General features: G+C 63.4%; 25 protein-coding genes. 18 read left to right on the plus strand and 7 right to left on the minus strand.

All coding sequences use genetic code 11. From position 1 onward, the window contains the following. Positions 1–397 precede the first annotated feature (397 nt). Both AB5Y59_RS07825 and AB5Y59_RS07830 read right to left on the minus strand, forming a co-directional pair. Entirely contained in the window at positions 398–1,444 is a 1,047-nt protein-coding gene (locus AB5Y59_RS07825) for a nitronate monooxygenase (RefSeq protein ID WP_323934698.1), read from the minus strand. A 203-nt stretch (positions 1,445–1,647) separates the two neighbouring features. Next, positions 1,648–2,289, minus strand: coding sequence for a ribonuclease (locus tag AB5Y59_RS07830; protein WP_139737221.1), 642 nt, complete (start codon positions 2,287–2,289; stop codon positions 1,648–1,650). 221 nt (positions 2,290–2,510) lie between these two features. Between AB5Y59_RS07830 and AB5Y59_RS07835 the strand changes: the two genes are divergently transcribed. The 3 genes from AB5Y59_RS07835 to AB5Y59_RS07845 all read left to right on the plus strand — a co-directional run bounded on the left by AB5Y59_RS07835 (position 2,511) and on the right by AB5Y59_RS07845 (position 3,923). Beyond that, positions 2,511–3,071, plus strand: coding sequence for a carbonate dehydratase (locus AB5Y59_RS07835; protein ID WP_010672952.1), 561 nt, complete (start codon positions 2,511–2,513; stop codon positions 3,069–3,071). Between the two features lie 146 nt (positions 3,072–3,217). After that, positions 3,218–3,511: a hypothetical protein gene (locus tag AB5Y59_RS07840; protein ID WP_139737222.1), complete on the plus strand. Its 294-nt coding sequence runs from the start codon at positions 3,218–3,220 to the stop codon at positions 3,509–3,511. A gap of 1 nt (position 3,512) precedes the next feature. Further along, positions 3,513–3,923, plus strand: coding sequence for a DUF6515 family protein (locus tag AB5Y59_RS07845; RefSeq protein WP_010672950.1), 411 nt, complete (start codon positions 3,513–3,515; stop codon positions 3,921–3,923). Between the two features lie 89 nt (positions 3,924–4,012). Here the strand turns inward: AB5Y59_RS07845 and AB5Y59_RS07850 are convergent, their stop codons facing one another. Both AB5Y59_RS07850 and AB5Y59_RS07855 read right to left on the minus strand, forming a co-directional pair. Further along, the gene (locus tag AB5Y59_RS07850; protein WP_235671669.1) at positions 4,013–5,332 is read right to left on the minus strand and encodes an ATP-binding protein; all 1,320 of its coding nucleotides are present in this window, start codon (positions 5,330–5,332) and stop codon (positions 4,013–4,015) included. Between the two features lie 14 nt (positions 5,333–5,346). Further along, positions 5,347–6,027 carry a response regulator transcription factor gene (locus AB5Y59_RS07855; protein ID WP_010672948.1) on the minus strand — a complete coding sequence of 227 codons (681 nt, stop codon included), beginning with the start codon at positions 6,025–6,027 and terminating at the stop codon, positions 5,347–5,349. Between the two features lie 148 nt (positions 6,028–6,175). On the opposite strand from AB5Y59_RS07855, the gene AB5Y59_RS07860 reads away from it, so the two are divergent. Both AB5Y59_RS07860 and AB5Y59_RS07865 read left to right on the plus strand, forming a co-directional pair. Further along, positions 6,176–7,336, plus strand: coding sequence for an efflux RND transporter periplasmic adaptor subunit (locus AB5Y59_RS07860; RefSeq protein WP_323934696.1), 1,161 nt, complete (start codon positions 6,176–6,178; stop codon positions 7,334–7,336). A gap of 2 nt (positions 7,337–7,338) precedes the next feature. Continuing rightward, positions 7,339–9,288 carry a MacB family efflux pump subunit gene (locus tag AB5Y59_RS07865; RefSeq protein WP_010672946.1) on the plus strand — a complete coding sequence of 650 codons (1,950 nt, stop codon included), beginning with the start codon at positions 7,339–7,341 and terminating at the stop codon, positions 9,286–9,288. 222 nt (positions 9,289–9,510) lie between these two features. Here AB5Y59_RS07865 and AB5Y59_RS07870 read toward each other — a convergent pair whose 3' ends face one another. Together AB5Y59_RS07870 and AB5Y59_RS07875 are read right to left on the minus strand one after the other, a co-directional pair. Next, positions 9,511–11,406, minus strand: coding sequence for a PhoX family phosphatase (locus AB5Y59_RS07870; protein WP_323914553.1), 1,896 nt, complete (start codon positions 11,404–11,406; stop codon positions 9,511–9,513). A gap of 380 nt (positions 11,407–11,786) precedes the next feature. After that, a complete protein-coding gene (locus AB5Y59_RS07875; RefSeq protein WP_042015034.1) occupies positions 11,787–12,695 on the minus strand; it encodes an S-adenosyl-l-methionine hydroxide adenosyltransferase family protein in 909 nt (302 codons plus the stop codon). A 150-nt stretch (positions 12,696–12,845) separates the two neighbouring features. Here AB5Y59_RS07875 and AB5Y59_RS07880 point away from each other — a divergent pair, with 150 nt between their 5' ends. Beyond that, complete coding sequence (locus AB5Y59_RS07880; RefSeq protein ID WP_010672943.1) at positions 12,846–13,307, plus strand: hypothetical protein; 462 nt, start codon at positions 12,846–12,848, stop codon at positions 13,305–13,307. 7 nt (positions 13,308–13,314) lie between these two features. On the opposite strand, the gene AB5Y59_RS07885 is transcribed toward AB5Y59_RS07880, so the two are convergent. Next, positions 13,315–14,541, minus strand: coding sequence for an MFS transporter (locus tag AB5Y59_RS07885; protein ID WP_319869263.1), 1,227 nt, complete (start codon positions 14,539–14,541; stop codon positions 13,315–13,317). A 246-nt stretch (positions 14,542–14,787) separates the two neighbouring features. Here AB5Y59_RS07885 and AB5Y59_RS07890 point away from each other — a divergent pair, with 246 nt between their 5' ends. From AB5Y59_RS07890 to AB5Y59_RS07945, 12 genes are all read left to right on the plus strand, one after another. Beyond that, positions 14,788–15,696 (plus strand): LysR family transcriptional regulator, encoded by a 909-nt coding sequence (locus tag AB5Y59_RS07890; protein WP_216987920.1) that lies wholly within the window; start codon positions 14,788–14,790, stop codon positions 15,694–15,696. Between the two features lie 89 nt (positions 15,697–15,785). Then, complete coding sequence (locus AB5Y59_RS07895; protein ID WP_266137034.1) at positions 15,786–16,457, plus strand: CsgG/HfaB family protein; 672 nt, start codon at positions 15,786–15,788, stop codon at positions 16,455–16,457. 11 nt (positions 16,458–16,468) lie between these two features. Then, positions 16,469–16,828 (plus strand): DUF4810 domain-containing protein, encoded by a 360-nt coding sequence (locus tag AB5Y59_RS07900; protein WP_368211775.1) that lies wholly within the window; start codon positions 16,469–16,471, stop codon positions 16,826–16,828. Continuing rightward, entirely contained in the window at positions 16,825–17,478 is a 654-nt protein-coding gene (locus AB5Y59_RS07905) for a DUF799 domain-containing protein (protein WP_323955592.1), read from the plus strand. The genes AB5Y59_RS07900 and AB5Y59_RS07905 overlap by 4 nt, the downstream gene beginning before the upstream one ends. A 219-nt stretch (positions 17,479–17,697) precedes the next feature. Then, on the plus strand, positions 17,698–19,173 hold the full coding sequence (locus AB5Y59_RS07910) for a GGDEF domain-containing protein (RefSeq protein ID WP_226043781.1): 1,476 nt from the start codon (positions 17,698–17,700) through the stop codon (positions 19,171–19,173). A gap of 102 nt (positions 19,174–19,275) precedes the next feature. Beyond that, on the plus strand, positions 19,276–20,523 hold the full coding sequence (locus AB5Y59_RS07915) for a DEAD/DEAH box helicase (RefSeq protein WP_323955591.1): 1,248 nt from the start codon (positions 19,276–19,278) through the stop codon (positions 20,521–20,523). A 227-nt stretch (positions 20,524–20,750) separates the two neighbouring features. Further along, complete coding sequence (locus AB5Y59_RS07920) at positions 20,751–22,070, plus strand: ferric reductase-like transmembrane domain-containing protein (protein ID WP_368211777.1); 1,320 nt, start codon at positions 20,751–20,753, stop codon at positions 22,068–22,070. 143 nt (positions 22,071–22,213) lie between these two features. Continuing rightward, positions 22,214–23,041, plus strand: coding sequence for an AraC family transcriptional regulator (locus tag AB5Y59_RS07925; RefSeq protein WP_041214560.1), 828 nt, complete (start codon positions 22,214–22,216; stop codon positions 23,039–23,041). Between the two features lie 16 nt (positions 23,042–23,057). Beyond that, positions 23,058–23,663 carry a LysE family translocator gene (locus AB5Y59_RS07930; protein ID WP_368211779.1) on the plus strand — a complete coding sequence of 202 codons (606 nt, stop codon included), beginning with the start codon at positions 23,058–23,060 and terminating at the stop codon, positions 23,661–23,663. A gap of 168 nt (positions 23,664–23,831) precedes the next feature. After that, positions 23,832–24,341: a hypothetical protein gene (locus AB5Y59_RS07935; protein ID WP_201997543.1), complete on the plus strand. Its 510-nt coding sequence runs from the start codon at positions 23,832–23,834 to the stop codon at positions 24,339–24,341. A gap of 328 nt (positions 24,342–24,669) precedes the next feature. Next, positions 24,670–24,972, plus strand: coding sequence for a hypothetical protein (locus AB5Y59_RS07940; RefSeq protein WP_368211781.1), 303 nt, complete (start codon positions 24,670–24,672; stop codon positions 24,970–24,972). Positions 24,973–25,659: 687 nt separating this feature from the next. Beyond that, positions 25,660–26,391, plus strand: a complete 732-nt coding sequence (locus AB5Y59_RS07945; protein WP_368211782.1) for a putative phage abortive infection protein — start codon at positions 25,660–25,662, stop codon at positions 26,389–26,391. Positions 26,392–26,557 lie beyond the last annotated feature (166 nt).

The raw sequence follows: 26,557 nt of genomic DNA on the forward strand, positions 1-26,557 counted from the left end.
ATTGCTTGATTCAAATTGTTAAAGAGCAACGCAGCTTTTGGCTGCTGCGGGAGTGGCATTCTACTCAACCGCCTTCTCGAGTCAAGCCTTATTTTACGAGGATTTTTCGAGGCACCGACGGGCTTGTTTGCGTTGCCGCTTGCCCTGTCGATGGAGGCGCATTATAGAGATATAGATCACATTAGCAAGCTCTCATCGCAATAAAATTGCAAAAAAATGCCAATTCTTAGTTATTCATATCAAAACACAGTTTTTATACAGACTTACCCACAGGGCAAACCCGGAAAGGGCTCATTCTGCACCCTATTACCTCCCGTTCCTCTCTGCCCGTCTCCTGTTCGAAGGGTTGCTGACCATATCAATCCATATATAAAGGAAGAGAATCGCAAAGTGACGCTCAGACCAGTCCTGCCTCAGCAACCCAGGCAGCGATCAGCTCGGCTGCCGCCATGGAGCGGCAACCCGATATATTCTGCCCGGCCCAGAGTGGCGAGAAACCGCGGTCACCCGCCTTTTCGGCTGCAGCACGCAACGGAGCCAATGCGCCGCTGGCATACGGGAAGTCTGGCGGCAGCACCGAAAGGGGGCCGAGTTCCCGCATCAAGCGGTTGACTATCCCCCGCGCCGGACGGCCGCTGAACAGATTGGTCAGTGCGGTGTGTTGGCCATGCCTCCCCTGCAGCGCCGCACGGTGCAGGGGCGAGGTCGTCGCCTCGTGGCAACAGAGGAACGCCGTTCCCACCTGCACGGCGCTCGCCCCCAGAGCAAGGGCGGCTCTGATGCCCTTCCCATCCACGATGCCTCCTGCAGCGATGACCGGGATCGCTACTGCCGCCACTACCTGTGGCAGAAGGGTAAAGGTGCCCTGCTGCAAGCTGAGATCCTCACTCAGGAAGTGACCGCGATGGCCCCCCGCCTCCAGCCCCTGGGCGATGACGGCATCGGCTCCGTGGTCGGCAAGCCACTGCGCTTCTGCCACCGTGGTGGCGCTGGCAAACACTTTTGCGCCTGTGGCTTTTACCTGGGCAAGCAATTCGGGCTCGGGCAAGCCGAAGTGGAAACTGACCACGGCAGGTCTGAACTCTGCAAGCAGGGCCGCATGCTCGTCATTGAAGGGGGCCCGAGAGGGGGCTCGCGACGGCGCCGCGGCATCCACCCCGAACTCGGCGTAATAGGGTAACAGTACCTGGCGCCAGCGCTGCTCCGCTGCCGGTTCCGGCTCGTGCTGCCGATGGCAAAAGAAGTTGATGTTGTATGGGCCTGGCCCGCTGGCGGCGAGGCGGCTAAGCTCCTGGCGCAGCTCGGCACCACTCAGCATGGCGGCAGGCAGGGAGCCCAGTGCCCCCGCACTGGTCGCCGCCATCGCCAGGGCGCTGTCCTGCACGCCCGCCATGGGGGCCTGAATGATGGGATAGCGCATCCCCAGTTCGGCAAAGAGCGTCATATGATGGTTTCCTGTTTCTGATGGTGAGTCTGGCTGTGCGCCAGAGGAGGGTTGAGTCGGCAGATCGCACCTGACGTGCTGACACGTCGTCTGGCGATATCGCCTGTCCAGTTCCCGGCCAGACATCCTGTCTTGGCTTTCATCCATCAGGCTCCTTGAGGTTCATTGCACATCGGGCCCGCGAAGGGCCCGAACGTGAAGTGTTAACGCACGCTGCGCAGCAGGAAGTCCGGCTGGCCACAGGAGCGGCGCTCCCGCTTCTGCATCTCGTCGGAGCAGGGAACCGCATCCGTCCCCTGCTTGTTGATGCAGATGTAGATCTCCCGCAGGAAACGGCCACCATCGGCGCAGGCCACCGTGATGTTGTCGGGGGCCAGCCACGGGTTGGCGCTCGCCAGATCGGCCTTGAGCTGGAAGCTGGTTTTGCGCAGCGGCTCTTCCGGCGATTCATAGGCGGCCGGGATCTTCACCTTCTGGCGCAGATCGCTGGCCAGCTTATGGAAGGCCTGCTGGCTCAGGCCGGAGCAGGTGCCGTGCTTCTCCCATTCATGGCGATAGAGGAAGCGGCTGGGGTAGAGCCCGGCAAACTGCTGCTCCATATCCGCATCCAGCCGCTCGCGGGTGCAGCTGGCGGGGTAGCCGCGCTGATACTGGGGCCAGAGCCCATGCAGCACGAACCCCAGCTTGCGGGCGCACTGCTCCCGATCCCCTGGCTTGATGGCGCAGTGCTCGGGCGACCAGGAGAGTGCCATGGCGTAATAGTCAAACTCCCCCGCATAGCCTTTGCCCTGGGCGGCGGAGATCCACAACAGCGACCCCACCAGCCATACCATGACCTGCTTCATCTCTCGTTCCCCCTCATCTCTTTGCACCCGGTGGCGCCCCATTTTGCGCCCTCATGCTCCCATAACAGGGAGTCAAAGAACAATCGCTCAAAATGGCCTTACTCACTGTGGGTCAGACCAGTAAAAGGTTTCCCCTGCCGGATCAGAGGCGTAAGCTGGCTCTCCGGCGGGCCTTCATGACGCGCCACGTTTCCCCGATTTCATCAGCAACAGGACGTAACATGATCCGCAAGAATCCCTCAGGTCACCTGCCCGTTATCGACGAATCCGCCTATATCGACAAGACCGCCATCATCTGTGGCAAGGTGATCATCAAGGAGAACGTGTTTGTCGGCCCCTATGCCGTGATCCGCGCAGACGAAGTGGACGAGAGCGGTGACATGGAACCCATCGTCATCGGCGCCAACTCCAACATTCAGGATGGCGTCGTCATCCACTCCAAATCCGGCGCTGCCGTCACCATCGGCGAGTTCAGCTCCATCGCCCACCGCAGCATCGTCCACGGGCCCTGCGAAGTGGGTAACCGGGTCTTCATCGGCTTCAACAGCGTGCTGTTCAACTGCCACATCGGCGAAGGGTCAGTGGTTCGCCACAACTCCGTGGTCGATGGCTGCGATATTCCCCCCGGCTTCTATGTCCCCTCCACCACCCGCATCAACCAGCAGAGCGATCTGGCGCAGATCCCGCGCGTCACCGTGGACGCCACCGAGTTCTCCGAGGATGTGGCTCACACCAACATCGACCTGGTCAGGGGTTACAAGGCGCTCTCCAACGAGTTTTGATCCGGCGAGCGGTTCACGACACACAACGGGCGCCACGGCGCCCGTTGTCACAACTGTAAAGAGGGCGAAAAGAGGGTGTAAAGGTGGTTGAGCCGGGCGCACGCGTCGCGTTTGATGGGGGCGTTCCCATCAATGGAGTCATCATCATGTCACGCTATCCTGTCGCCCTTGCCCTGCTGCTGGGCACCACGCTTCTTCATGCCGGCGAGATGCCGCCCCCGATGGGCGCCCGCCAGGGAGGTCCCATGACACCGCCCCCCTCCGTGCTCTATCACGCCAGCAAGCAGGGTGCGGATCCCCAGGCCCTGGTCCAGGCGCTGTCCAAAAACATTGATGCCGCCAAGCAGGATACCCGCTACGAGGTCACGGTCAGCGTGCGCGAACTGCCGCCCCAGCCACTCAAATCCCAGCCCGCCGGTGCGCCGCTCAAGGGGCAGTGAGATGAGTCTGCACCGCCCTTCACTCTGGCTGCTTGCCATGGCCATCGCCCTGCCCGCCATGGCGGGCCCGGGCAACATGGGCAGACCGGGCGGATGGGAGAGCCCTGCCCCGCAGTACGGCCATGGGGCTGGCCCCGGCTTCGGCCACCGCGTCGACAGGCTGCCGGGAGGGGTGGAAACCCTGCTGCTGGCCGGGCTCACCTACTATGTGCTCGACGGCATCTTCTACCGTCGGCAGGAGAACCACTATGTGGTGGTCTCCCCGCCTCCTCAGGTCCTGGTGGTGGCAGAGACAGGGCTCATCCCTCTTGATCTGGATGGCCGCCGCTATTACGTCAGGGAGGGTCACTACTACCTGCGAGAAATAGACGGGCGCTACACCGAGGTGCCGCCGCCAGCGGCGCTGCGCTGAATCGCACGGAGGAACAGATACGAGCAGGGGGCCTTGGCCCCCTCTTTCATTACAGGGGTTTTACCCCACTCGGGTCTGAGCCGCGTACCTCAGGACGGGTCATGCAGGGGCAGCGTCATGGTCACTCTCAGCCCCCCCTGTGCGCGATTGCGCGCCTGGATGGTGCCCCCCTGCAGAATCACCGCCTTGCGGGCGATGGCGAGCCCGAGCCCGTAGCCCTTGCCCATGCGGGGTGAGCCGATGCGCACGAAGGGGTCGAAGATCCCCGCCAGCTTCCCCTCCTCCACCCCGGGCCCCCGATCGGCGATGGAGAGCTGCACCTCCTGGCCCAGGCGCAGCAAGCGAACACTCACCATCTGGCCCGACTGCGAGAAACGCAGGGCGTTGCGCACCACGTTCTCCACGGCGCGGCGCATCAGCTCGGCATGCCCCAGCAGGAGACAACCCTCCCCCAGCGCCTCCTCGAGCGCTATCTCGACTCCGGATTGCTGGGCTTCGAACCTGGCATCCTGGACGACGGTCTCCACCAGCGCCAGCAGGTCGTAGTGGCTCTGCTCAAGCCCGTGGCCCTGCTCGGCACGGGAGAGGGTCAGCAGTTCCCCTATCATCCTGTCCATCCGCTCCGTCTCGAGCCGGATCCGCGCCAGGGCGTCGCTCGCCTTCTCCGGGCGCTGCTCCGCCAGGCCTATGGCCATCTGGATGCGGGCCAGGGGGGATCGCAGCTCGTGGGAGACGTCGTGAAGCAGTTGCTCGCGCCCCTCGACCAGTTGCTGCAACCGCTCCACCATGAGATCGAACTCCTTCGCCACCTCCGTGAGCTCGTCCCGACGCCAGCGCAGAGCGGGCCAGAGTCTGACCCCCAGATCCCCTCTGGCTACCCGATCGAAGCTGCGCCGCAGGGCGTTCATGGGTCGGGTCAGGTGCCAGGCGAACAGAATGCTGAACAAGAGTCCCCCCAGGCCGCCAATCCAGAGCATGGGCGGGGGAATGTTGAACCAGGAGAGGGGACCGGGAGCAGGCCCGCCGGGGAGGACGCGCGGGTCCGCTCTGGTCTGCAGCAGATAGGTCTGCCCGTCGCTGGCAATCACGGTGCGTGTCAGCACGGTGCCCGGGCCAGGTTCCCCGGAGGCTGTCAACCTGGATGCCCGGGGCGCTGGCCGGGGAGGCGCATCGGAGACATCGAGGAGTGTTATCTGCAGCAACGGCGGCGACATGGCCTGGCTCAATGCCGTCGCAGCCTCGATTCCCCCCTTTGCCAGCACGGCTGCCGCCATCTCCAGATGCTGGCTCGCCAACTGCTGGGCAAGGTGCTCTTCCGGGGGAGCACGCTCGGCACGAAAACCGAGCCAGAGCAGTTGGCTGACCAGCACGATGGCCAGCCAGAACCCCAGCAGAATCTTCCAGAACAAACGTCCCTTGAGGATCACCGTATCTTGTACCCTATGCTGCGCACCGTCTCTATGGTGACGGCCTCCCCCGCCTTCTGCTGCAGTTTCTGCCTCAGGTTGCAGATGTGCACATCGACGCTGCGATCATAGGCCTCCCTCGGGCGCCCTACCCCTTGCAGGGAGAGGGTGTCCTTGGTGACCACCTGCTCCGGTGCTCGCACCAGCAGCACCAGCATGTTGAACTCGGTGGCGGTCAGCTCCAGCGGCTCCCCCTGCCAGAGACAGACCCGGTTGGCCGGGGTGACCGTCAGATCCCCCAGGATGAGGGCATCCGGCGAGGGGGTTGCGCTCCCCCCCTCGTTGACCCGCCGCAGAACGGCCCGCAGCCGGGCCACCAGCTCCCTGGGGTAGCAGGGTTTGGGCACATAGTCATCGGCCCCCATCTCCAGTCCCACCACTCGATCCACGTTGTCCCCCTTGGCGGTCAGCATGATGATCGGCAGGCGGCTGCGCTGGCGCACCTGGCGCAGCACCTCGGTGCCGCTCAAGTCGGGCAGCATCACATCCAGCAGCAGGGCGCTGTAACGGCCGGAGAGGGCATGGTGAACACCTTCCCCTCCGGTCAGCACCTGGGTGGTATCAAACCCCTCTCCCCCCAGGTATTCACTCAACATGGCGCCCAGTTCGGCATCGTCATCCACCAGCAGGATCTTCATATGCGGTCTCCCTTGTCGGCGGCCATTTTCGCCGCTTGCCACGCACTTGGCAGCCATTTTTACGAAACCCTTACGCTTGGCGCAAAGAGCCTTAACCCGGCTCTGGGGTAGAGTGCCGCCGTGATCGTCATTCAGGATACAGGTTGTCATGCCCACGTTCTCCCCTCGTCTCTTCTGGCTGCTGCCCCTGTGCGCCCTCGCCCTGTTGCTGGCCTGGCGCCCCCAGGCCAAGGCACCCGCCAGCGACTACATCACCGCCAGTGCCGAGACCCGGGATCTGGAGCAGCTCATCATGGCGGACGGCACCCTGAAGGCGCGCAAGCAGGTGAGCGTGGGCGCCCAGGTGTCGGGCCAGATCAAGAAACTGCACGTGACTCTGGGGCAGGAGGTCAAACAGGGGGAGCTGCTGGTCGAGATCGACGATCTGCCCCAGCAGAACGCCCTCAAGGATGCCCTGGCCCAGCGCGACAACCTCCAGGCCCAGCTGGATTCCAAAGAGGCCACCCTTCGCAATGCTCGCCTCGCATACCAGCGCCAGCAGCAGATCGTCGCAAGAGGCCTTGGCAGCACGGCCGACCATGACAGCGCCAAGGCGACCCTGGACGAGACCCTGGCCGATATCCGGGCCCTCAACGCCCAGCGGGTGCAGGCCGAGATCGCGGTGGACACCGCCCGGGTCAACCTGGGCTATACCCGGATCCTGGCCCCCCTCTCCGGTACCGTGGTGGCCATGCCGGTGGAGGAGGGGCAGACCCTCAACGCCAGCCAGAGCACCCCCACCCTGCTCAAGATCGCCCAGCTCGATACCATGACGGTGGAGGCCAGGATCTCCGAGGCCGACGTCATCAACGTCCGGGTCTGCATGCCGGTCTATTTCACCATTCTTGGCAACAGCCAGCGCCGCTTCGAGGGATCCCTACGGGCCATCGAGCCCGCCCCCGACACCATCAATGACGACGACACCACCACCAGCAGCAGCGACAGCAGCGCCATCTATTATCACGGCCTGTTCGAGGTGCCCAACCAGGACGGTCAGCTCAGGATCAGCATGACGGCCCAGGTCTATCTGGTGGTCGCCCGGCTCAAAGATGCGCTGGTGATCCCGGCCATCGCCCTGCAGGGGGATCAGGTCAGGGTGATCGACGACGGAGGCAAGATCAGCCTGCGCCGGGTCAAGGTCGGCCTGAACAACAAGGTGGATGCCCAGATCCTGTCGGGCCTGAGCGCCGGTGAGCGGGTCATCGTCAGCGAAGTGAGCGCAGGCCAGAGCAACGCCGCCGGGGGCATGCCTCCCCCCATGGGGATGTGACCATGGGCGCCTTGTTGCAACTGCGGGGCATCCGCCGCCACTTCAAAGAGGGTGAGCGCACAGTCACCGTGCTCGATGGCATCGATCTGGCGATCGCCCGTGGAGAGATGGTGGCCATCGTCGGCGCTTCGGGCTCCGGCAAATCCACCCTGATGAACCTGCTGGGCTGCCTGGATCAGCCGAGCGAGGGGGCCTATCTGGTGGCCGGGCGCGATACTGCCACCCTCAGCCGGGACGAGCTCGCCGCCCTGCGCCGGGAGCACTTCGGCTTCATTTTCCAGCGTTATCACCTGCTGGCGGATCTCGATGCCCGCACCAATGTGGAGGTGCCCGCCCTCTACGCCGGTCTGGATCCGGCCGAGCGACGCCAGCGGGCCGAGGCCCTGCTGACCCGCTTCGGCCTCGCCAGCCGGCTCGAACACAAGCCAAGCCAGCTCTCCGGCGGCCAGCAGCAGCGGGTCAGCATCGCCCGCGCCCTCATCAACGGCGGCGAGGTGATCCTGGCCGACGAGCCGACCGGAGCCCTCGACAGCCAGAGCGGCGCCGAGGTGATGGCGAGCCTTCAAGCTCTGCATCGCCAGGGCCACACCCTGGTGATCGTCACCCACGACATGGACATCGCCCGCCACGCCGAGCGGATCATCGAACTGAAAGATGGCCGGGTGATCGCCGATCGCCGCACGCGCGAGCCACAGGCCCTTCCCCAGGCGCCCCAGGCCGCCACCAAGACGTCCGCCAGGGGGAAGACCCCGCTGATGGCAGGGCTCGGCAATGCCCTGCGCATGGCGCTGCGGGCCATGGTCGCCCAGCGTCTGCGCACCTTTCTCACCATGCTCGGCATCATCATAGGTATCGCCTCGGTGGTGACCGTGGTAGCCCTCGGTCAGGGCTCCCGGGAGCGGGTGCTGGAGAACATCAACGCCATGGGCACCAGCACCCTGGAGGTGTTCCCCGGCCGCGGCTTCGGGGACATGCGCTCCGCTACCATACAGACGTTGCGGATCGGGGACGCCGAGGCCATCGCCCGGCTGGACTACGTGCACAGCGTCACCCCCAGCCTCAGCACCAGCGCCACCCTGCGCCTTGGCAGCACCGCCGTCTCCGGCACCATCAACGGCGTCGGCGCCCAGTTCTTCCAGGTCAGGGGCTATCGCCTGGCCCAGGGCATGGGCTTTGATCGCCAGAGCGAGGAGAGCCTGGCCCAGGAGGTGGTGATCGACGAGCACACCCGGGACAAGCTGTTCGCCCCGACCCAGTCCCCCCTGGGCCAGGTGATCCTGCTGGGGGATCTACCCTGCCGGGTGATCGGGGTCGCCATCAAGAACCAGAGCGGCTTTGGCAGCGACGAGACCCTCAACGTCTGGATCCCTCATACCACCGCCATGAGCCGCCTGCTGGGGCAGAGCCATCTGCGCAGCATCAGCGTGCGGGTACGGGACGAGGTGAGCCTGGACGCCGCCCAGGATGGCATCAGCCGCCTGCTCACCCTGCGCCACGGCAGCCAGGACTTCTTCCTGCTCAACACCGACAGCATCCGCCAGACCATCAGCCAGACCAGCGCCACCCTGACCACGCTGATCGCCCTCATCGCCCTCATTTCCCTGATCGTCGGGGGCATTGGGGTGATGAACATCATGCTGGTCTCGGTCACCGAGCGCACCCGGGAGATAGGGGTGCGGATGGCGGTCGGCGCCCGGACCCGGGACATCCAGCAGCAGTTCCTCATTGAAGCCGTGCTGATCTGCCTGTTGGGAGGCGTGCTCGGCATCTCCCTCTCCCTGGTGCTGGGCCAACTGTTCGACCACTTCAGCAGCGGCGTCCGGATGAGTTACTCCCTTGCCGCCATAGCGGTGGCCTGTCTTTGCGCCAGCCTGATCGGGGTAATATTCGGCTTCGCCCCGGCCCGCCGGGCTGCCAGGCTGGATCCCATCCACGCACTGGAGCGCGAATAGCCCGCATTGACGCCGGGGTGTCGCCACTCACCCCGACACCGGATCGGGGGCCGATGCCCGGCCCCGCCACCAAGCCTGAACGCCCGCACTTCTTCCCTGAATGCGCGGGTTCTTTGACCGGGTCCCGTACCCGGTCTTTTTTTGTCTCCCGCCCGCCACTCCGACAAAAAGCCGCCCGAAGGCGGCTCTTGTCATCACGGGCCAGGCGGTGATCCCGGGCCATCAGGCGCCGATGATGCCGCCATCGTCCCGGGTGATGCGCAGCACGGCGGAGCGGGGAATGGCGGTGCCGCCGTCCGGGAAATGGGAGGGAGCCCCCTCCTCCCCCGGGTGCTGCACCCCGACGAACAGGGTGCGCCAGTCAGGCGTGAAGGTGAGGCCCGTGATCTCGCAGGCCACGGGGCCGGTCAGGAAGCGGCGCACCTCGCCGCTCGCGGGATCGGCGCACAGCATCTGATTGTTGCCCATGCCGGCAAACTGCTTCTCGTTGGAGTAGTCGCCGTCGGTCTGGATCCAGAGCCGCCCCGCCTCGTCGAAGCCGATGCCGTCCGGGCTGTTGAACATGTTGTCCGGGTGGATGTTGGCACTGCCCGCCATCAGCCCCTCCTTGTGCACGCCGGGGTTGCCCGCCAGCAGGAAGAGATCCCACTCGAAGCTGTCGCTGCCGTGATCGCCTCCGGTCGGGCGCCAGCGGATGATCTGACCATAGGGGTTCTCGGCCCTGGGGTTGGCCCCATCGAGAGGTTGATTCTCCTTGAGGCCGCGGTTCTTGTTGTTGGTCAGGGTGCAGTAGACCTCGGCCCTGTGGGGATGCACGGCCACCCATTCGGGCCTGTCCATGGTGGTGGCACCGAGCCGGGTCGCCGCTTCCCGGGCGAAGATGAGCACCTCCCCCTGATCGGCGAAGCCGTTCTCCCGGGTCAGGCCATGCTCGCCGTGCACCAGGGGCAGCCACTGGCCGGAGCCCTTGAGCTCCCCCTCCCTGGCCTCGAACCGGGCCACATAGAGGGTGCCCTCGTCCAGCAGATCCCGGTTCGCAGGATCGTTGCCCGGCGCCACCTTGTTCTTCGAGACGAAGCGATAGATGTGCTCCCCCCGCTCGTCGTCGCCGAGGTAGACCACGGCGCGGCCATCCTGGTTGACGGTGAAGGCCGCATTCTCATGCTTGAAGCGGCCAAGGGCGGTACGCTTCTTCGGGGTGGAGGCGGGATCGCGGGGATCGATTTCCACCACCCAGCCGAAGCGGTGCGGCTCCTGGGGATGCTTCGCGAGATCGAACCGCTCGTCAAATTTGTGCCAGCCAAAGCCCGCATCCTCGGCGGCCAGACCGTAGCGGGCGGCGCGCTGGTCCAGCGCCGGCTTGCCCTCGCTGCCGAAGTAGCCGTTGAAGTTCTCCTCGCAGGTGAGGTAGGTGCCCCAGGGGGTCTGGCCATTGGCGCAGTTGTTAAAGGTGCCAAGGGCGGTGCGCCCCTCGGGATCGGCCTGGGTCTTGAGCAGGGCATGGCCCGCCGCCGGGCCGCTCAATGTCATGGGGGTCGTGGCGGTGATGCGGCGGTTGAGGGCCCCCTTGGGGTTGGCCTGCCACTTGCCATCGATGCGCACCAGCTCCACCAGGGAGACCCCGTGGGCCGCCTGGGCCTTGGCGACAGCCTCTGCACTGAGGGTCTTGCCGCCATCCGCAAACAGGTATTCGTAGTTGGTGTATTCGTTGTTGACGGCGAGCAGGGCGCTGTCCGGGCCCAGGGGGAAGAAGCTCATACCGTCGTTGTTGTCGCCAAACTGGCGGGCCTGGGCCTTGGCGTCGTTGCTTTGGGCAAAGGCGGGGGCATCGGGGAAGAGGGCATCTCCCCAGGCGATCAGCACCTCGGCCTTGTAGCCGGGCGGCACCACTATGGTGTCGGCCACCGAGGCGGGCACGGCCTGGAAGCCAAGCAGCGGCCGGGTTGCGGCGGCCACGGCCTGGGCCACGGGGCTCGCGGCAAAGAAGGCCACCATACTGGCGGCGCCCACCCCTTTGAGGAAGCCACGGCGGCTGAGACCCGCCTCGATGAGGCGGTTGAACGCCGGCTCCTGCTCGCGGGGGTGGTTGGCACTGTCTTTCTCGTCAAAACGGCTCATCGGCTTTTCCTTGTTATCTCGGCGCAATCATTGCGTCATCACGGCGTCCGGCCACAGCATGGCAGCGCTTTATTAAGCGAGGATGACAAATGATGAGATAACCGGCTGGCCTGGCAAGACGCCACCGCCAACGACAAGGGGCGGTGGACAGGAGTCCCACCGCCCCAAGAGACACATCGCCGACAGAAGGGTTGAACCCTATCCGCACTTCTTCAGACTGATATGCCCGTTTGTACCGGATAGCACCCGCGGGCAGCGTCTAGTTGCACTTCTTCAGGCTGATATGCCGTTTATACCGGATTGCACCCGCTGGCAGCGTCTAGTTGCACTTCTTCAGGCTGCTATGCCCGTTTGTACCGGATAGCACCCGCTGGCAACGTCTAGTTGCACTTCTTCAGGCTGATATGCCAGTTGGCGCCGGATTGCACCTGATGTTTGGCGGCGAAGCTGTCCATGTTCAGGGCCACCGACACCTGCAACAGGCTGTTGAGGTAGACCAGGGGCTGGCCCTCCGGCACATCGCCAAAGCTGCTGACGTAGGGGGCCTTGCCCTCGTATTTCAGCGCATCCCCTTCGCTGATCCTGATGCAGGCGTTGTCCCCCTTGTGGATACCCGCCTTGGTCAGCAGGCTGTCGTCGATATTGGTCCAGACGTTGCCGTACTGCACGTCCAGGATCGGAATGGTGCCCTTGAGGGTACCGTCTTGCTCGGCCACCGCGGGCTGATAGGGGATGGTCACCACCTCGGCGGGTAGCAGAGGCCCCACCTGCTCGAAGCTGATGGCACCGGAGGCAAGGCGCGCGCCGGTGTAGGCGTAGACGTCGCGGCCGTGGAAGGTATAGGACTTCTCGGAGCCCTTGAGGCGGTTGGTCTTCTCGTCGATCTGGCGCACCGCCTCAATGCCGAAGTGCTCCGCCACCAGGGTCAGGGTGCCGTTGTCCGGGCTGACGATGTAGTGGCCGCTCCTGGTCTTGAGTACCACCGACTTGCGTTCGGTGCCGACACCGGGGTCCACCACGCTGACGAAGACGGTGCCCGCGGGCCAGTATTGCAGGGTCTGATAGAGGCGGTAGGAGGCTTCCCAGATGTTGTAGGCCGGGATCTCGTGGGTCAGGTCATGGAGCGGCAGGGTGCGGTCCACCCCGAAGGCGACCCCCTTCATGGCCGAGACGGCGCCATCCTTGAGACCGAAGTCGGTCTGGAACACCAGAGCCTCGTTGGCAAGGGCACTCGCCCCCACCAGAGAAAGGGCGAGCACGAGGGCGCGGGGGACGATACGAATATCCATGTCAGGGCTCCTTTAAAGACGTTTGGACGTCCAGATTGCCATTCATGGAGATCTTTGCAACCCCTGATGCCCGAATGGGGGGCGAAATGACTCGCCAATCCGCCCCGTGCGGGTGTATCCATGGGGCATCCAACGCCGGGAGCACACCAGATGACCAGAGAGCATCACGACACCATTTTGCTGAGCCTGGGCAATACCCGAAGCCAGGTCGCGCTCACCGCGGCCGATGGCACCAGCCAGACATTTGCATTGACACTGGGGCTCGATGCCCTGACCCCGGGACCCTTTCGCCGGGATCCGCCGACGCCCCTGGAGCTTGAGCAAGCCATCATGGTGGTGGAGGATGTGCTGATGCCCCTCGCGGCACGGATCCCGCCCCACCCCGTGCTGCACCTGCAAAGCCCGGAGCCCCTGGCCGAGGTGCTCGGCAACCGGGTGCAGAGCCGGGAGAACATAGAGCGGTTGTTCGGCCAGCTTGCCGCCATGGTGGAGGGGGATCCCCTGGCATCGGCCCAGTTGCCGAGGGAGAGGCGCATCGCCGCCGCCCTGCTGATCCTGCGGGAGTGGATGCACCACCTGGATGCCGGGAGCGTCGTCCTGGTCGATGGGTGATGCCTTGTCACACAGCGGGTTCGAAGCGCCGCCGAGACACCGCCCAGGCCAACCAGAGGCTTGTCAGCGTGCTGCCGACGAAGAGCAGATCCAGCGCGACGCCAAGACCGGCCCCGTCGCTCACCCAGCCCAGCAACACGGGTACCCAGTTCGCCACATAGGCGATCACATAGAAGAGGGAGAGCAGCCGCGCGTGGCTGGCCGGGGGCGCGATGCGATTGATCAGGGTCGCACTGCCCACGAACACGGCCCCCTGGGCATAGCCCGCCACCAGCAGCCCGAGTCCCGCCAGCCAGCTGGGCAGGCCGTGAACGGCCCCGGCAAAGAGCAGCACGCACAGCGCCAGGGCCAGCACGCCGCTTTGCAGGGTATGGCGGGCATCGAGGCGACGGGCCCAGAGCTGGCAAAGCCCAGAGAAGACCAGATAGGCCGCGACAAGATAGCCGAACAGCCCCAGATCCGTCATGCCCAGCATCTCGCTCACCACCTTGGGACCCATGGCCAGCAAGCTGGCCGCCACCGCCCAGGCGGTGAAGAGCGCCAGGGCGCACAGGAAGAACCCGGCCCCCGTGGCCCTGAGCCCCTCCCCCAGGGATCCGCCACTCTGCCCGCTCGGGGCGGCCTCCGTCGCCCTCACCCCTTTGGGCCAGCTCAACACCAGCCCCCCGATGGCGCAGGCCGCCATCCCCAGGATCAGCAAAAACGGCAGCGTGGTCGGGTAGAGATCCTGCTGCAGCGCCAGCCCGCTGAACACGGGGCCAAGGGCCAGCCCGGCGGTGAACGATAATGTGGCGCTCAGCGCCGCCCGCTTGCCCCCATCCCTGGGGCCAAAACGCAGCAGCGCCACATTGGCGGCGCCGGTCAGGCTGCCCGTGCCAATCCCGGCCAGCAGCCGCGCCAGCAAAAGGGCCCAGAAGCTGTCGGCCAGGGAGAAGAGCAGGGCCCCGCCCCCGACCGCCACCAGGGCAGGCAGGATCAGGGTGCGCAGATCCGCCACGCGTCCCGCCAGGTTGCCCACCCCGAACAAGGCGATGAGCACGCCCCCCGCATAGCCGCCATAGATGAGGCTGAGGCCGAGATCGCTTAGAGCCAGCGCCGCCTGGTAATGGGGATAGAGCGGGGTAGGCACGCTGCTGTTGAGCAGGGCCGACATCAGGGCGAGGGAGAGAAACCAGCGCAGACGAGGATGGACAACCTGACCTGGCTCGCAAGCCGGGACGCTTGAGACAGACATGGACACTCCAGTGGCAGACGAATGAAACCGCAATCGGGAGCGACATCATAGCGATCCCGCCCACCCCGGACTGCGGCAGTTCTGCATCACGCCGACTCAATCCTGCATCACGTCGGGGTGGCACGCGCCCTTGGCCGGGGAGCCGCAGGCACGCACCGGACCCGGTCTATCCCCTTGTGCTGCCATCCCCGCTGGCATCTAATATTGCGGCGCCAATCGGGCGTTCTGCTTGAGTGAGGAGCAAGCATGATCAACTGGGACGATGCCCGCTTCTTCCTGGCCCTGGCACGGCGGGGCAGCCTGCGGCAGGCCGGACTCGAGCTCGGGGTGGATCAGGCCACCGTCGGGCGACGGATCACCCTGCTCGAGCAGCAGCTGGGGGCCAAGCTGTTTATCCGCACCCCCAGACACTATCGCCCCAGCCCCCTGGGGGAAGCGCTGCTGCCCCAGGCCGAGGCCATGGCGCAGGCGGCCCTGGCCATGATGCGCACCGCGAGCCTGGGGGAGCTGGAAGGGGAGCTTTGCATCGCCACCACGGATACCCTGGCCCAGGGCTTCGTGCTGCCGGCCTTCAGCCTGCTGCGCCAGCGCCACCCCGGCATCCGCCTCAAGTTGCTGACCGCCGTCAGCGTGAGCGACATCCCCAATCAGGAGGCGGATCTCGCCATTCGCAGCGTGCGCCCCGAGCAGGGAGATCTCGTGGTCAAACGGCTCGCCACCATCAAGATGGGGCTCTACGCCTCTCCCGACTACCTGGCCAGGCGGGGCACGCCCCGCTCGGGTCAGGCACTGCAAGAGCACGACCTGCTGCTCTTTCCCAAAGAGCTGGTAGCCCGTCACTGGCTGAGTCTATGCGGCGAACCGCTCCACGAGCCCAACGTGGTCCTGCAGAGCAATGCCCAGCTAGTCCTGATGGCCGCCGCCCGGCAGGGGCTCGGCATTGCCCTGCTCTCCACCTTCCTCGCCGAAGAAGACCCCGCCCTGGTGCGCCTGCTGCCTGACCAGCACGATCCCATCGACATCTGGATGGTGCTGCACCCGGATGTGCAGAAGACGGGCCGAATGCGCGCCCTGGTGGCAGCCCTGGAGGAGGTGTTCCAGCCCCTGCAACAGACCCGGTCACCCGCCACCCCCTGTCAAACGCACAGGGATTGAGCGGGTATGCCCCCCATACGGGGCACTTTCTTCGCAACGAACCATGTTAGAGTCCGCCGCTGTTTTTTCCTTTGATAACGGGGCCTTACATGAAGAAGTTTGTTGTTTCATCCAGTGTCATCCTGATGGCGGGCTTGCTGACAGCCTGTGCGAGCGAGTCGTCGCGCACCCTGGAGGTACCCAAGGTTGCCTCCTATCAGAGCCACTATCAGGGCGCACGCAGCCCCATCGCCGTCGGCAAGTTCGACAACCGTTCCAGCTACATGCGTGGCATCTTCTCCGACGGCGTGGACCGGCTGGGCAGCCAGGCGAAAACCGTGCTGATCACCCACCTGCAACAGACCGGCCGCTTCAGCGTACTGGATCGCGACAACATGGCGGAGATCCAGGCCGAAGCCGGGATCAAGCAACAGGCCCAGCAACTCAAGGGCGCCGACTACGTGGTCACCGGCGACGTCACCGAGTTTGGTCGCAAGGAAGTCGGTGATCATCAGCTGTTTGGCATCCTGGGTCGCGGCAAGTCACAGATCGCCTATGCCAAGGTCAACCTGAACATCGTCAACGTCACCACCTCGGAAGTGGTCTTCTCTTCCCAGGGTGCCGGGGAGTACGAACTCTCCAACCGCGAGATCGTCGGCTTCGGCGGCACCGCCAGCTACGACTCCACCCTGAACGGCAAGGTGCTGGATCTCGCCATCCGCGAGGCCGTCAACAATCTGGTGAACGGCATCGAGACCGGTGCCTGGCGCCCGGCCCAATGAGGAGAGACGAGATGACGCTGTTCCGTCCTTCCCTGCTGCTGGTCAGCGGCCTGCTGCTGAGCGCCTGCGCCCAGGGGCCGCAGACGCTCTACAACTGGGATCAATATCAGGGGGTGGTTTACCAGCACATGCAGGGTGACGACACCGGGGTCGAAGCGCAGATCGATGCGCTGGAGAAAAACCAGCAAGAAGCGGGCGCCAAGGGGCAGGCTGTGCCACCGGGCTTTCACGCTCACCTCGGCATGCTGTACGCCCAGCTCGGCAAGGATGCCCAGACTCGCGAGCAGTTCGAAACCGAGAAGCGCCTCTTCCCCGAATCGGCCCCCTTCATGAACTTCCTGATGTCCAACAAGAAGGGAGAGACCCAATGACCCTGCGCACCCTCCTTGCCCTCACGCTGGGCGCCCTCCTCCTGGGCGGCTGCGCACAGGGCCCCGGTTACGACTACAGCAACTTCAAGGAGAGCAGACCGACCTCCATTCTGGTGCTGCCGCCGGTGAATCACTCGCCGGACATCAAGGCGGGCCCCAGCCTGCAATCCCAGATCACCTATCCGCTCGCCGAGTCCGGCTATTACGTGCTGCCGGTAGCGGTCACCAACGAGACGTTCCGGCAGAACGGCGTGACCGAGCCCGCCGACATCCAGGCGCTGCCCATCAAGAAGCTCCACGAGATCTACGGAGCCGATACCGCCCTCTACCTCGACATCAAGGAGTACGGCACCAGCTATCTGGTCATCTCCAGCGAGACAGTGGTCACCGCCAGTGCCCGCCTGGTGGATCTGCGCACCGGCAAGCTGTTGTGGGAAGGCAGTGCCAGCGCCAGCAGTGCCGAGCAGCAGGGCAATTCGGGGGGCGGCCTCATCGGCATGCTGGTGGTGGCGGTGGTCAATCAGATTGCCAACACCCTGACCGACAAGGGCCATGAAATCGCCGGTATCACCAGCGTCAGGCTGCTCAATGCCGACATGCCCAACGGCATCCTCCATGGCCCCCGCTCGCCGAAATACCAGGCTCGCTAAGGCGCCCGTCACAGTCCACACAAGAGGGCGCCATGCCCTCTTGTTTCAGTCGCCACCCCTTTCCCCTGCCTGACATCGCATGACGCCTCATCGTCTATCTTTTTGATATTGTTGGTTCATTCTTGCGCATGCCGGGTGACGACCCACCAACTTCATCTGGTGATGCCCGGCAAAATCAGTTACAAGAATGGCCTCTGTCACCATGGACGAGTTCACTGCATGGCTGGATCACTGTTGCGTATCATCCCCCGTCAATGGCTCTACCGGTTTGGCTGGCTATGTCTGGCTCTGACAGGGCTCGGGCTGGTAGCCAACTACACCTACTTCGTCATCAGGCACGACATGGCGCTCATTACCGCCAAGCAAGCCAACCTGTTCGAGGTGTTCTATCAGCGGGCCCGCATCCTGGCGCCAGAGAAACTGGCTGACTTCATCGACAACAGCAGCATCAAGATGCCCATCTTCAGCGAGAACGGGGATGCGGCGGCCTATGCCTATGGCTATGATCTCCCCACCCTGAAGCGCCTGGCGGTCATTCCCGTGCTGCCCCCGGCCAACCAGATGCTCCTCGCCTACCTGTACGTCATCTCCAACCCCGAGGTCCTCAACCTCTACGCCTTCTATGACGATCGCCGCCTGCTTGGCATGGTCGCCAACAAGGGGATGCTGCCGAGCCAGCTGCTCCCGGTCAACACCGACCTCAATGACATCGAGCCCTGGACCCACTTTTTCGGTTGCGCCTCCTTCGCGGCCACCCATGTCCCCTGCAGCACGGATGAAGCCTGGGTATCCGAGATCTACACCGACACCTTCACCGGACTGAATACCATCACCCTCTACTTCCCCTTCGTCTATTACGAGCCCGCCATCAAGGACTACCGCTATGGACTCAAGGGCATCGACATCGCCGTCGACCGGGCGTTCAAGGATGTGCTGCACCCCTTCGAGAGCCTCAATCCGACCCGGACCGTCCTCTCCTTCGAAGAGGTCGAGCCCTGCCGCCCGTTCCACCTCTGCCTGAGCACGCCGCTGATGCGCACTCAGGCAGGCAATGATCTCTACCTCAAGTGGTCATACAGTTACGGCGATTTCATCCGGTCCGTGCTCTACGGGGCGGCCTTCAAGCTCTATCTCATCATCCTGCTGCTGATCATGCTGACGGGGCGCAGCCTGGTTACCCGTCTGCGTATCCTGGCCCAGACCGACCACCTGACCCGGCTGCCACGCCGTGACATCCTCAATCAGGCGCTGCTGCGGGAGCACGACTACCTGATGATCCTCGACATCGACAACTTCAAGTCCGTCAACGACACCCATGGTCACGGGGTGGGTGACCTGGCGCTCGTCGCCTTCGCCAATCACCTCAAGACCAATATCCGCAAGGGCGATGTCGCCATTCGCTGGGGCGGGGAAGAGTTCATCGTGCTGTTCAAGGGGATGGACGATGACAAAATGATGCATCACTCCGCCGCCCGCCTGCTGGAGCGGCCATTGCGCATCCCCGAGCTGCCCGCCCCCATCACCTTCTCCGCCGGAGTGACCCGCATTCGCGATTACCTGACGGTGGCCGAGGCGGTGCAACTGGCCGACGACCTGCTCTATCACGTCAAGCAGCACGGCAAGCGCAATATCGCCTATTACCAGGGGCAGACCATCCGCCTTGTCCGCGATCCGGGTGACAATTCAGCCCCCTGAGCGGCCCGGCTTCTGCCGCTCCCCTGCTATCTGTTACCATCCCGGCCACGCTGATTGTTTCCGCCCCGGCCACGGGGCGGGATAACCCCATACTGGTGCCCTATGTCCATTGCCTCTTTCGCCGAACTGGCCCTCTCCCCCCGCTTGCAGCAAACCCTGACCGAGCTTGGCTACGCCGCCCCCACCCCGGTGCAGGCCAGCGCCATCCCCCTGATCCTCACGGGGCGGGATCTGATGGCGGGCGCCCAGACCGGCACCGGCAAGACCGCCGCCTTCGTGCTGCCCCTGCTGGAGCAGTTGTTGCAACACCCGACGAGCGATGGCCCCCGCCCCATCCGCGCCCTGGTGCTGGTGCCGACCCGCGAGCTGGCGGTGCAGGTTGCCGAGAGCGTCACTCGCTACGCCAGGGGCACCACTCTCACCAGCACGCTGGTCTACGGCGGGGTGAGCATCGCCGCACAGGTGGAGGCGCTGAACGCCGGGGTGGATATCCTCATCGCCACCCCGGGCCGCCTGCTCGATCACCTGCGCCAGGGGGCGCTCACGCTGGCAGAACTGCGCCATCTGGTGTTTGACGAGGCGGACAGGATGCTCGACATGGGCTTTATGGACGAGATCAAGGCGCTGTTGAAGCAAATCCCGGCGGATCGCCAGACCCTGCTGTTCTCGGCCACCTGCGATGACAACCTGTTTGCCCTCTGCAAGGTACTGCTGCGCGACCCGGCGCTGGTGGAAGTGGCACCGCGCAACACCACGGCGGCCGAGGTGGAGCAGCGGGTCTATGCGGTGGACAGCGATCGCAAGGTGGCACTGGTCCAACATATACTGACCGTGAAGGGCTGGGCACCGGCGCTGATCTTCAGCCGCACCCGACAAGGGGCCGACAAGCTGGCCCAGCAGCTTGACAAGGGGGGCATCAATGCGCTGGCCTTCCACGGGGATCTGTCACAGAGCGCGCGGGAAAACGTGCTGCTGGCGTTTCGCGCCGGCACCTTGCAGGCCCTGGTGGCCACCGACGTGGCGGCTCGCGGCCTCGATATCAGCGATCTCAACCATGTGATCAATCTGGAGTTCCCCCATCAGCCCGAGGATTACGTTCACCGCATCGGGCGCACCGGCCGCGCCGGCAACAAGGGGCTCGCCATCACCTTGTTCAGCCCGGAAGACGCCCCCCTGCTGGAAAAAGTCGAAGCCGTGCTCGATACCCGGCTGCCCCAGCAGTGGTTCCCGGGCTTTGAGCCGGATCTCACCCGCTTCGACCCCGAGCCGCGCCGCGCCAGCAAGGGCGCCCAGAAGCAGAAGGCCAGAAAGCAGGCCCTCGCGGGCAACAAGGGCGGCAAGGGACGATAATCCTGACACGACTGTTTGCTGGGACAGCCATGCGCCTGCCCCAGCATCACCCCTCTCCAGACCCAGGCCTGTGGGGTGACGCCAACCGCTTTCCTGCCCCCCTGTTCTGCCCCGCGCCCCCCTCCTCAGCCCGCTTGCCCTGACCCGGCGACCCTTTGCCACACTCTGCTACAAAAGAGGTAGTCAGGGGGCACACTTTCGCCACAAAGCAGGCGTGCAATGGAGGCATGGACAAGGAGGACATCATGAAACCCGCATCCCTCGTCTGGGCCCTGCCCCTGACCCTCACCCTGCTCTGGCTTGCTGGCCTCACCCAGTGGCCCGCCAGCGTCTGGCCCTGGCGCCACGAACTGCTGATCCTGACCGGTCTGATTGGCCTTGGCGCCATGACCCTCTCTTTGCTGCTCGCCCTGCGCCTGCCGAGGCTCGAGGCTTGGTGCGGCGGGCTGGATCGCATGTTGCACCTGCACCGCAGCAGCGCCCTCTGGGCCACCGGCACCCTGGTGGCCCACTGGCTGCTGGTGGAAGCCCCCAAGTGGGCTGTCGCCGCCGACTGGCTGACCCGGCCGGCGCGCCGCGGTGCTGGTGCTGGTGCTGGTGCTGGTGCTGGTGCTGGTGCTGGTAACGATGCCCTCTGGCACAGCCTCGGCAATACCCTGGGGGAATGGAGTTTCTATCTGCTGCTGGCCCTGGTGGTGGTAAGCCTGCTGGCGGTGGTGCGCTACGAGCGCTTCAAGGTGGTTCACCGGCTGGCCCCGGTCATCTATCTGATGGGCTGGCTGCACGGGCTCTGCCTGCTGCCACGCATCGGCGCCCTGACCCCGGTCGGCCTGACCCTGCTTATCGGCGGCGGGCTGGGCGCCCTGGGGGCGCTCTACTCCCTGCTTGGCCGGGTGGGCCGGGACGCGCGCCGCCAGGGAGCGGTCAGCGCCCTCACTCCTCTGGACGAGCGCACCCTGGAGATCAGGGTCACCCTGGCCTCTCCCCTGCCCGGCTATCGCCCGGGGCAGTTCGCCTTCTTCGACTTCGCCGAGCGCGGCGAGCCTCATCCCTACACCCTGGTCGATGTCTCGGCGGATGGCCGCACCCTCACCCTGGCGGTGCGCGCCCTCGGGGATCACACCCGCTGGCTGCACCGCCACCTCAAGGTGGGGGATACGGTGATCGTGACCGGCCCCTATGGCGCCTTCGCCCTGCCGGATCCGGCCCCCGCGCTCTGGGTGGGCGCCGGTATCGGCATCACCCCCTTCGTCGCCTGGCTGGAGGCCCTGGTACGCCGTGGTGAACAACGCCCCGGCACCACCTTGCTGCAATGCGCTCCCAGCGCCGAGGCCGCCCCCTATCACAGTCGGCTGGCCGATCTGTGCCGCCGGGTCGGGATCGACTACCGGCTGCATCTGGAGTCCGAGCACGGCCGGCTGGATCTGGCCGCCCTGGGCGAGCGCCAGCACACCCCGGTGTGGTTCTGCGGCCCCGAGCCCATGGCCCACACCCTGGATGCCCATCTGGCCGCCCCGCTGCACCGGGAGCTGTTTCGCTTTCGCTGACGGGCCAGCCGGCGCAGCCAGCCATCGGCAGCGCCGTTTTTCTCGGAGCGGGGCGCAGGCGGGTCGGCAAACAGCAAGATTGTCCAAGCGAGAGGCACACCCTGGGGCTAGATTAGGACGGCAGTCTGGTACAGGAGGGAAAGATGGCGCAGGACAACCAGTTCATATTCGCACACAGTCAGCACCTGGCGAGCCTGACAGCGCTGCGGGTCAACATGACGGAATTTCGCTACGACCGTCACGCCCACGAGGAGTACTCCTTCGGGGTCACTCTGGCCGGGCGGCAGAACTTCTTCTGCCACGGTGGAGCCCACTCCAGCCCGGCAGGCAGCGTCATCCAGTTCAATCCCGGGGATGTTCACGACGGCCATGCCGGGGACAACGCCAGCCTCGACTACACCATGCTCTACATTCCGCCCCACGAACTCACTCCGCTGTTTGCCGATGCCGCGGGCGAGCGGGCAATGGGGACCTACCGGTTGTTGCAGCCCCTGGTGCGCGATGAGGCGCTGAGCGCCTGCATCCTCGAGCTGGCCCAGGCGGTGCGCGGCCAGGCCGACAGCATAGAGCAGGAGTTTGCCCTCTATCGCCTCGCCACCCGGGTGATGCAGCAGGCGGGACGTTTTGAGCCCAATGGCCGGGTGAGTCGCATCGATCGCCTCCTGTTGCAGGCCAGGGACTTTATCCACGCCCACTTCCAGCAGGATATCTCCCTGGCCGACATCAGCGCGGCGGCCAACATCTCCAAGTACCACTTCCTGCGGCTGTTTCGCCAACAGCTTGGCATCACCCCCCATCAATACGTGATCAACTGCCGCATCAATGCCGCCCGGCGCGCCTTGGCCGCCGGAGAGTCGGCGCAGGATCTGGTGTACCGCTTCGGTTTCACCGATCTCAGTCACCTCAACCGTCGCTTCAAGCGCATCTATGGCATGACCCCCACCCAATACAGCGCCAGCCTGATCCGCTGAGCCCAAGGAACACCCCATGATTGAGCTTCTCGCCTATGCCATCGGCATCATGTATACCCCTGGCCCCGTCAACCTCATCGGCCTCAATGCAGGCCTGGGTGGCCGCACCCGCGCCTCCCTTGGCTTCTTCCTCGGGGTCGGCATCGCGATGTTCGTGCTCCTGCTGCTCTTTGGCTGGGCGGGCACCCGCCTCGTGCGGGAAGATACCCTGATCTATGTCAGCCTGGTGGGGTGCCTCTATATCACCTACCTCGCCATCAAGATCGCCAGCGACAGCGGCGAGCTCGGTGCCAACGAGGCGCCTGCCCGCCCTCTGGGGGTGCGCAGCGGCTTCATCATCCAGCTGCTCAACCCCAAGGCCATGATCGCCACCCTGCCCATCACCAGCATCCAGTTCCCGGCAGCCCAGATCCACGGCTGGAGCCTGCTGCCCTGGTCCCTGCTGCTCGGCCTGCTGGCCGCCGGCGCCCCCGGCAGCTACTCGATGGCTGGCAGCCTCATCGGACGTCATCTTCAACATCCTCGCTGGTTCAGGTACTTCAACCTGCTGATGGCCGCCCTGCTGCTCTACAGCGCCATCGCCCTGGCCTACCAGCATGTCTATCTACCGCTGGCCGGCTGATCCGGCGAAGCGCCCCATCAAGAACCCCGGTGAAACGCCCACCTATGCCGGGGTTTCGCCTTCACAGAGCAGACACAGGCCGGGCACTGCTGCACCGGCCTTTTCGGGTCATTTTCGCCATGGGCTGACTATCCTCAACAGGGTCTCTTGCCCAATGTGGAGCTACCCATGGATCGCTACTACAAACACCTGACCATCAGCGGCCTCATCTCCTTCGGAGGCCTTGCCCTGATACTGCTGCTGCAAACCATCCCGCTCATTTCCAACATCATGACCGCCATCTTCTTTGCCGGATCGGTGGGGGCCGTCATCAACAACTATTACCGCCTCGCCAGGCTGCACGACAGCGGTGCCATCGCCCACATCAGCCAACCCCGGGTGATCGTGACGCAGTTTTATGTTTCCCTGCTCTTTTCCGGCATTCTCGGTTTTATCGCCTACGGGCTCTTTGCCAGCAGCCTGCTCCAGGGGGACCTGTTTCCCAAGTTCAAACACATGGAGCACCCCTATGTCTCCTTGCAGACTCTGCTGACCCTGGCCTCTCCTGCAACCAATCTGGATGCCGCCAAAGCCGTCATCTGGGCCTTTATCGCCGGTTTTTCCGAGCGATTCGTCCCCAATGCCATCGACGCCCTGACCAAGGCCGTCCCCCCTTCCGGGCAAGACACCCCGGGATAAAGGCCAGGGCAAGCAGGAGCATTGCCACCCCGGGTGCAGACCGGACTACCCGGCATCCGGATGCAACACGCTGGCGCCGCCTGTTGTTCTCGTATCGCCATCACGGGCCAGCACCTTACCCCCCGGCGTCAGTGCAGCAATACGATTCCATGACCAAAACCCTCATTCGGGTATTGATGCATACGGAATGAATAAGCATCATCTTGCGGCCCCTGGTCATGGATAAGAATGTTGTATGTCCTTTGATAAAAAGCACGGTGAGTTCATCTTCAATGTGCAGGAACACCTGGTCACCTGTGAGCTTATCGGCCCTTTCAATGAAGAGGGTATGCTGACGTGGATTACGGAGATTAAGCGCGTGGTGAACAGCCTGGACGGTAAGCGTTTCTGCGCCCTGGTGGATCATCGTCAGCATCAGGGGGTGGTGCTCTCCGCCCTGCCCCATCTGCAGGATATTTATGGGTGGCTCGCCCAGAAGAATCTGGTGGCCATCGCCTCCCTCTATTCGGCCAAGGTGCTCCATCACATCGCCCTCTCCTGCCTCTCCCTCACTCACCCTGGCCATATCCAGGCATTCAACGACCCCCAAGAGGCCATCGCCTGGCTGGATGCGCAATATCGGGCTCAGTGACCAACCCGGCCTGGTGTGATGCTCAACACCAAACGCAGTAGCCAGCCCGACCTGTGTTGATGCGCACTGTGCCGTGACGTCACCGGCCCGCTCTGGTTAAAAAGGCCGGTATCAACTCCCTCAGGTGCCACGCCCGGCAACAACCGATGGCAAAGCCCTCAGCGGCAGCAAATTAGTGTCCGTCTGGAGCGCCGCAGCCTGGCCGACTAGCTGCCCCGGCAGGGCAGCATCCCGGTCAAGGGGCATCTCCGCCGCCCGCACGCTGCCGCCCCAGAAGCTTGCCACCAGTATCAAGGCCCCGGCCAGCCCGTATTTGATCCACGATGTCACCCTCTTGCTCCCCTCTCTACCTGCCCCTCGCCACCTTGCGGCAAGCAGGCCCATTTATCAGTGGGCAGAAAATACGGGGGATTTATGAGGGGAAAATGAGGTTGTGTGAAGTCTCGGTGAAGTCAGGAGAAATCAGCAGCGAGTCACGACAAAGATGGCGGTGGGCAATGCGGGGAATGGAGAGAGTCAAAGACTCACCTCATGTGACCACCACCTTGATGTAGGGACGATTAGCGCAGCGTAATCGTCCGAATACGCTTCGCTATTCGAACATAAGGTTCTAAAAAAAATAATAAGCCCGGTTCTCAAAATTGCCACATTGGTATAATGTAGCAACACTACCTTCTGCAATCCTCCTTGATTATTAAGATCCTTATGAAAATAAACATAAAGAAAAACATTGGCGCCATCATAGTGACCTTGTGCATTGTATTTTTCGCACTCACCAGTTATATATTTTATTCAAATTTCAAGGGGCGAAGCACACCGAGCGGGATTGAAAAATGGGGGCAGTTAGGTGACTATTTTGGAGGGACATTAAATCCTATATTTGGCTTTGCCTCTGTACTTCTTGTTGCTATAACTCTAAGAATGCAAATTATCTCCTCTCAAAAACAAGAATTTGAAAACCAATTTTTCAGCATATTAAGCTTTTACCAAAACATTGTTCAATCTATAGACTTGATAGATAGAGGAGGTAAGGTAACTAAAGGCCGCGATTGTTTGAGAGTATTTTTCATTCAGATAGAAAAAAGAAAGCGAAGTAAAAAAATAAACAATCCTATAATGGATGAGTACAATCGCTTTCTTGATGAACGTTCATGGGAGCTTGAACATTACTTTAGAACTATCTACCAACTTTTCAGACATATTAAAAATGGTGTAGACGAAGAATTAATAAGTCCGAAGGAATCCAAGAAATATTATGATTTAATTAAAAGTCAGCTATCATCGTATGAGCTTGGTTTGCTCATGCTGAATTGCCATGGTAGAAATAAAGGAAGATGGGATGACATAGTGAAAGATCCAATTGCATGCCCATTCGAACACATATCAGATAAAATAATGGCTATCTGTGAAAACAAATGAATTAAAACAATGTATTTATATCACGGGGCAAGTCAGATGTATCGTTTGTTGTGAGATAAGTAACCTACGTCATGGCTATTGATGGATCTACGCCGATTATGCTGAAGGCATCTCCCCTTATGTTACAAAGAGCGAGATAGCCGGATCCGTAAAATGGACTCAAAAA

The sequence above is a fragment of the Aeromonas sp. s10 genome, from assembly GCF_040907975.1.
GTDB classification, from domain to species: domain Bacteria; phylum Pseudomonadota; class Gammaproteobacteria; order Enterobacterales; family Aeromonadaceae; genus Aeromonas; species Aeromonas caviae.

Excerpts from the sequence above, each read along its gene's own strand:
- AB5Y59_RS07825 (WP_323934698.1), bottom strand. The coding sequence starts at position 1,444 with ATGACGCTCTTTGCCGAACTGGGGATGCGCTATCCCATCATTCAGGCC.
- AB5Y59_RS07830 (WP_139737221.1), bottom strand. The coding sequence starts at position 2,289 with ATGAAGCAGGTCATGGTATGGCTGGTGGGGTCGCTGTTGTGGATCTCC.
- AB5Y59_RS07835 (WP_010672952.1), top strand. The coding sequence starts at position 2,511 with ATGATCCGCAAGAATCCCTCAGGTCACCTGCCCGTTATCGACGAATCC.
- AB5Y59_RS07840 (WP_139737222.1), top strand. The coding sequence starts at position 3,218 with ATGTCACGCTATCCTGTCGCCCTTGCCCTGCTGCTGGGCACCACGCTT.
- AB5Y59_RS07845 (WP_010672950.1), top strand. The coding sequence starts at position 3,513 with ATGAGTCTGCACCGCCCTTCACTCTGGCTGCTTGCCATGGCCATCGCC.
- AB5Y59_RS07855 (WP_010672948.1), bottom strand. The coding sequence starts at position 6,027 with ATGAAGATCCTGCTGGTGGATGACGATGCCGAACTGGGCGCCATGTTG.
- AB5Y59_RS07860 (WP_323934696.1), top strand. The coding sequence starts at position 6,176 with ATGCCCACGTTCTCCCCTCGTCTCTTCTGGCTGCTGCCCCTGTGCGCC.
- AB5Y59_RS07865 (WP_010672946.1), top strand. The coding sequence starts at position 7,339 with ATGGGCGCCTTGTTGCAACTGCGGGGCATCCGCCGCCACTTCAAAGAG.
- AB5Y59_RS07870 (WP_323914553.1), bottom strand. The coding sequence starts at position 11,406 with ATGAGCCGTTTTGACGAGAAAGACAGTGCCAACCACCCCCGCGAGCAG.
- AB5Y59_RS07875 (WP_042015034.1), bottom strand. The coding sequence starts at position 12,695 with ATGGATATTCGTATCGTCCCCCGCGCCCTCGTGCTCGCCCTTTCTCTG.
- AB5Y59_RS07880 (WP_010672943.1), top strand. The coding sequence starts at position 12,846 with ATGACCAGAGAGCATCACGACACCATTTTGCTGAGCCTGGGCAATACC.
- AB5Y59_RS07885 (WP_319869263.1), bottom strand. The coding sequence starts at position 14,541 with ATGTCTGTCTCAAGCGTCCCGGCTTGCGAGCCAGGTCAGGTTGTCCAT.
- AB5Y59_RS07890 (WP_216987920.1), top strand. The coding sequence starts at position 14,788 with ATGATCAACTGGGACGATGCCCGCTTCTTCCTGGCCCTGGCACGGCGG.
- AB5Y59_RS07895 (WP_266137034.1), top strand. The coding sequence starts at position 15,786 with ATGAAGAAGTTTGTTGTTTCATCCAGTGTCATCCTGATGGCGGGCTTG.
- AB5Y59_RS07900 (WP_368211775.1), top strand. The coding sequence starts at position 16,469 with ATGACGCTGTTCCGTCCTTCCCTGCTGCTGGTCAGCGGCCTGCTGCTG.
- AB5Y59_RS07905 (WP_323955592.1), top strand. The coding sequence starts at position 16,825 with ATGACCCTGCGCACCCTCCTTGCCCTCACGCTGGGCGCCCTCCTCCTG.
- AB5Y59_RS07910 (WP_226043781.1), top strand. The coding sequence starts at position 17,698 with ATGGCTGGATCACTGTTGCGTATCATCCCCCGTCAATGGCTCTACCGG.
- AB5Y59_RS07915 (WP_323955591.1), top strand. The coding sequence starts at position 19,276 with ATGTCCATTGCCTCTTTCGCCGAACTGGCCCTCTCCCCCCGCTTGCAG.
- AB5Y59_RS07920 (WP_368211777.1), top strand. The coding sequence starts at position 20,751 with ATGGACAAGGAGGACATCATGAAACCCGCATCCCTCGTCTGGGCCCTG.
- AB5Y59_RS07925 (WP_041214560.1), top strand. The coding sequence starts at position 22,214 with ATGGCGCAGGACAACCAGTTCATATTCGCACACAGTCAGCACCTGGCG.
- AB5Y59_RS07930 (WP_368211779.1), top strand. The coding sequence starts at position 23,058 with ATGATTGAGCTTCTCGCCTATGCCATCGGCATCATGTATACCCCTGGC.
- AB5Y59_RS07935 (WP_201997543.1), top strand. The coding sequence starts at position 23,832 with ATGGATCGCTACTACAAACACCTGACCATCAGCGGCCTCATCTCCTTC.
- AB5Y59_RS07940 (WP_368211781.1), top strand. The coding sequence starts at position 24,670 with ATGCTGACGTGGATTACGGAGATTAAGCGCGTGGTGAACAGCCTGGAC.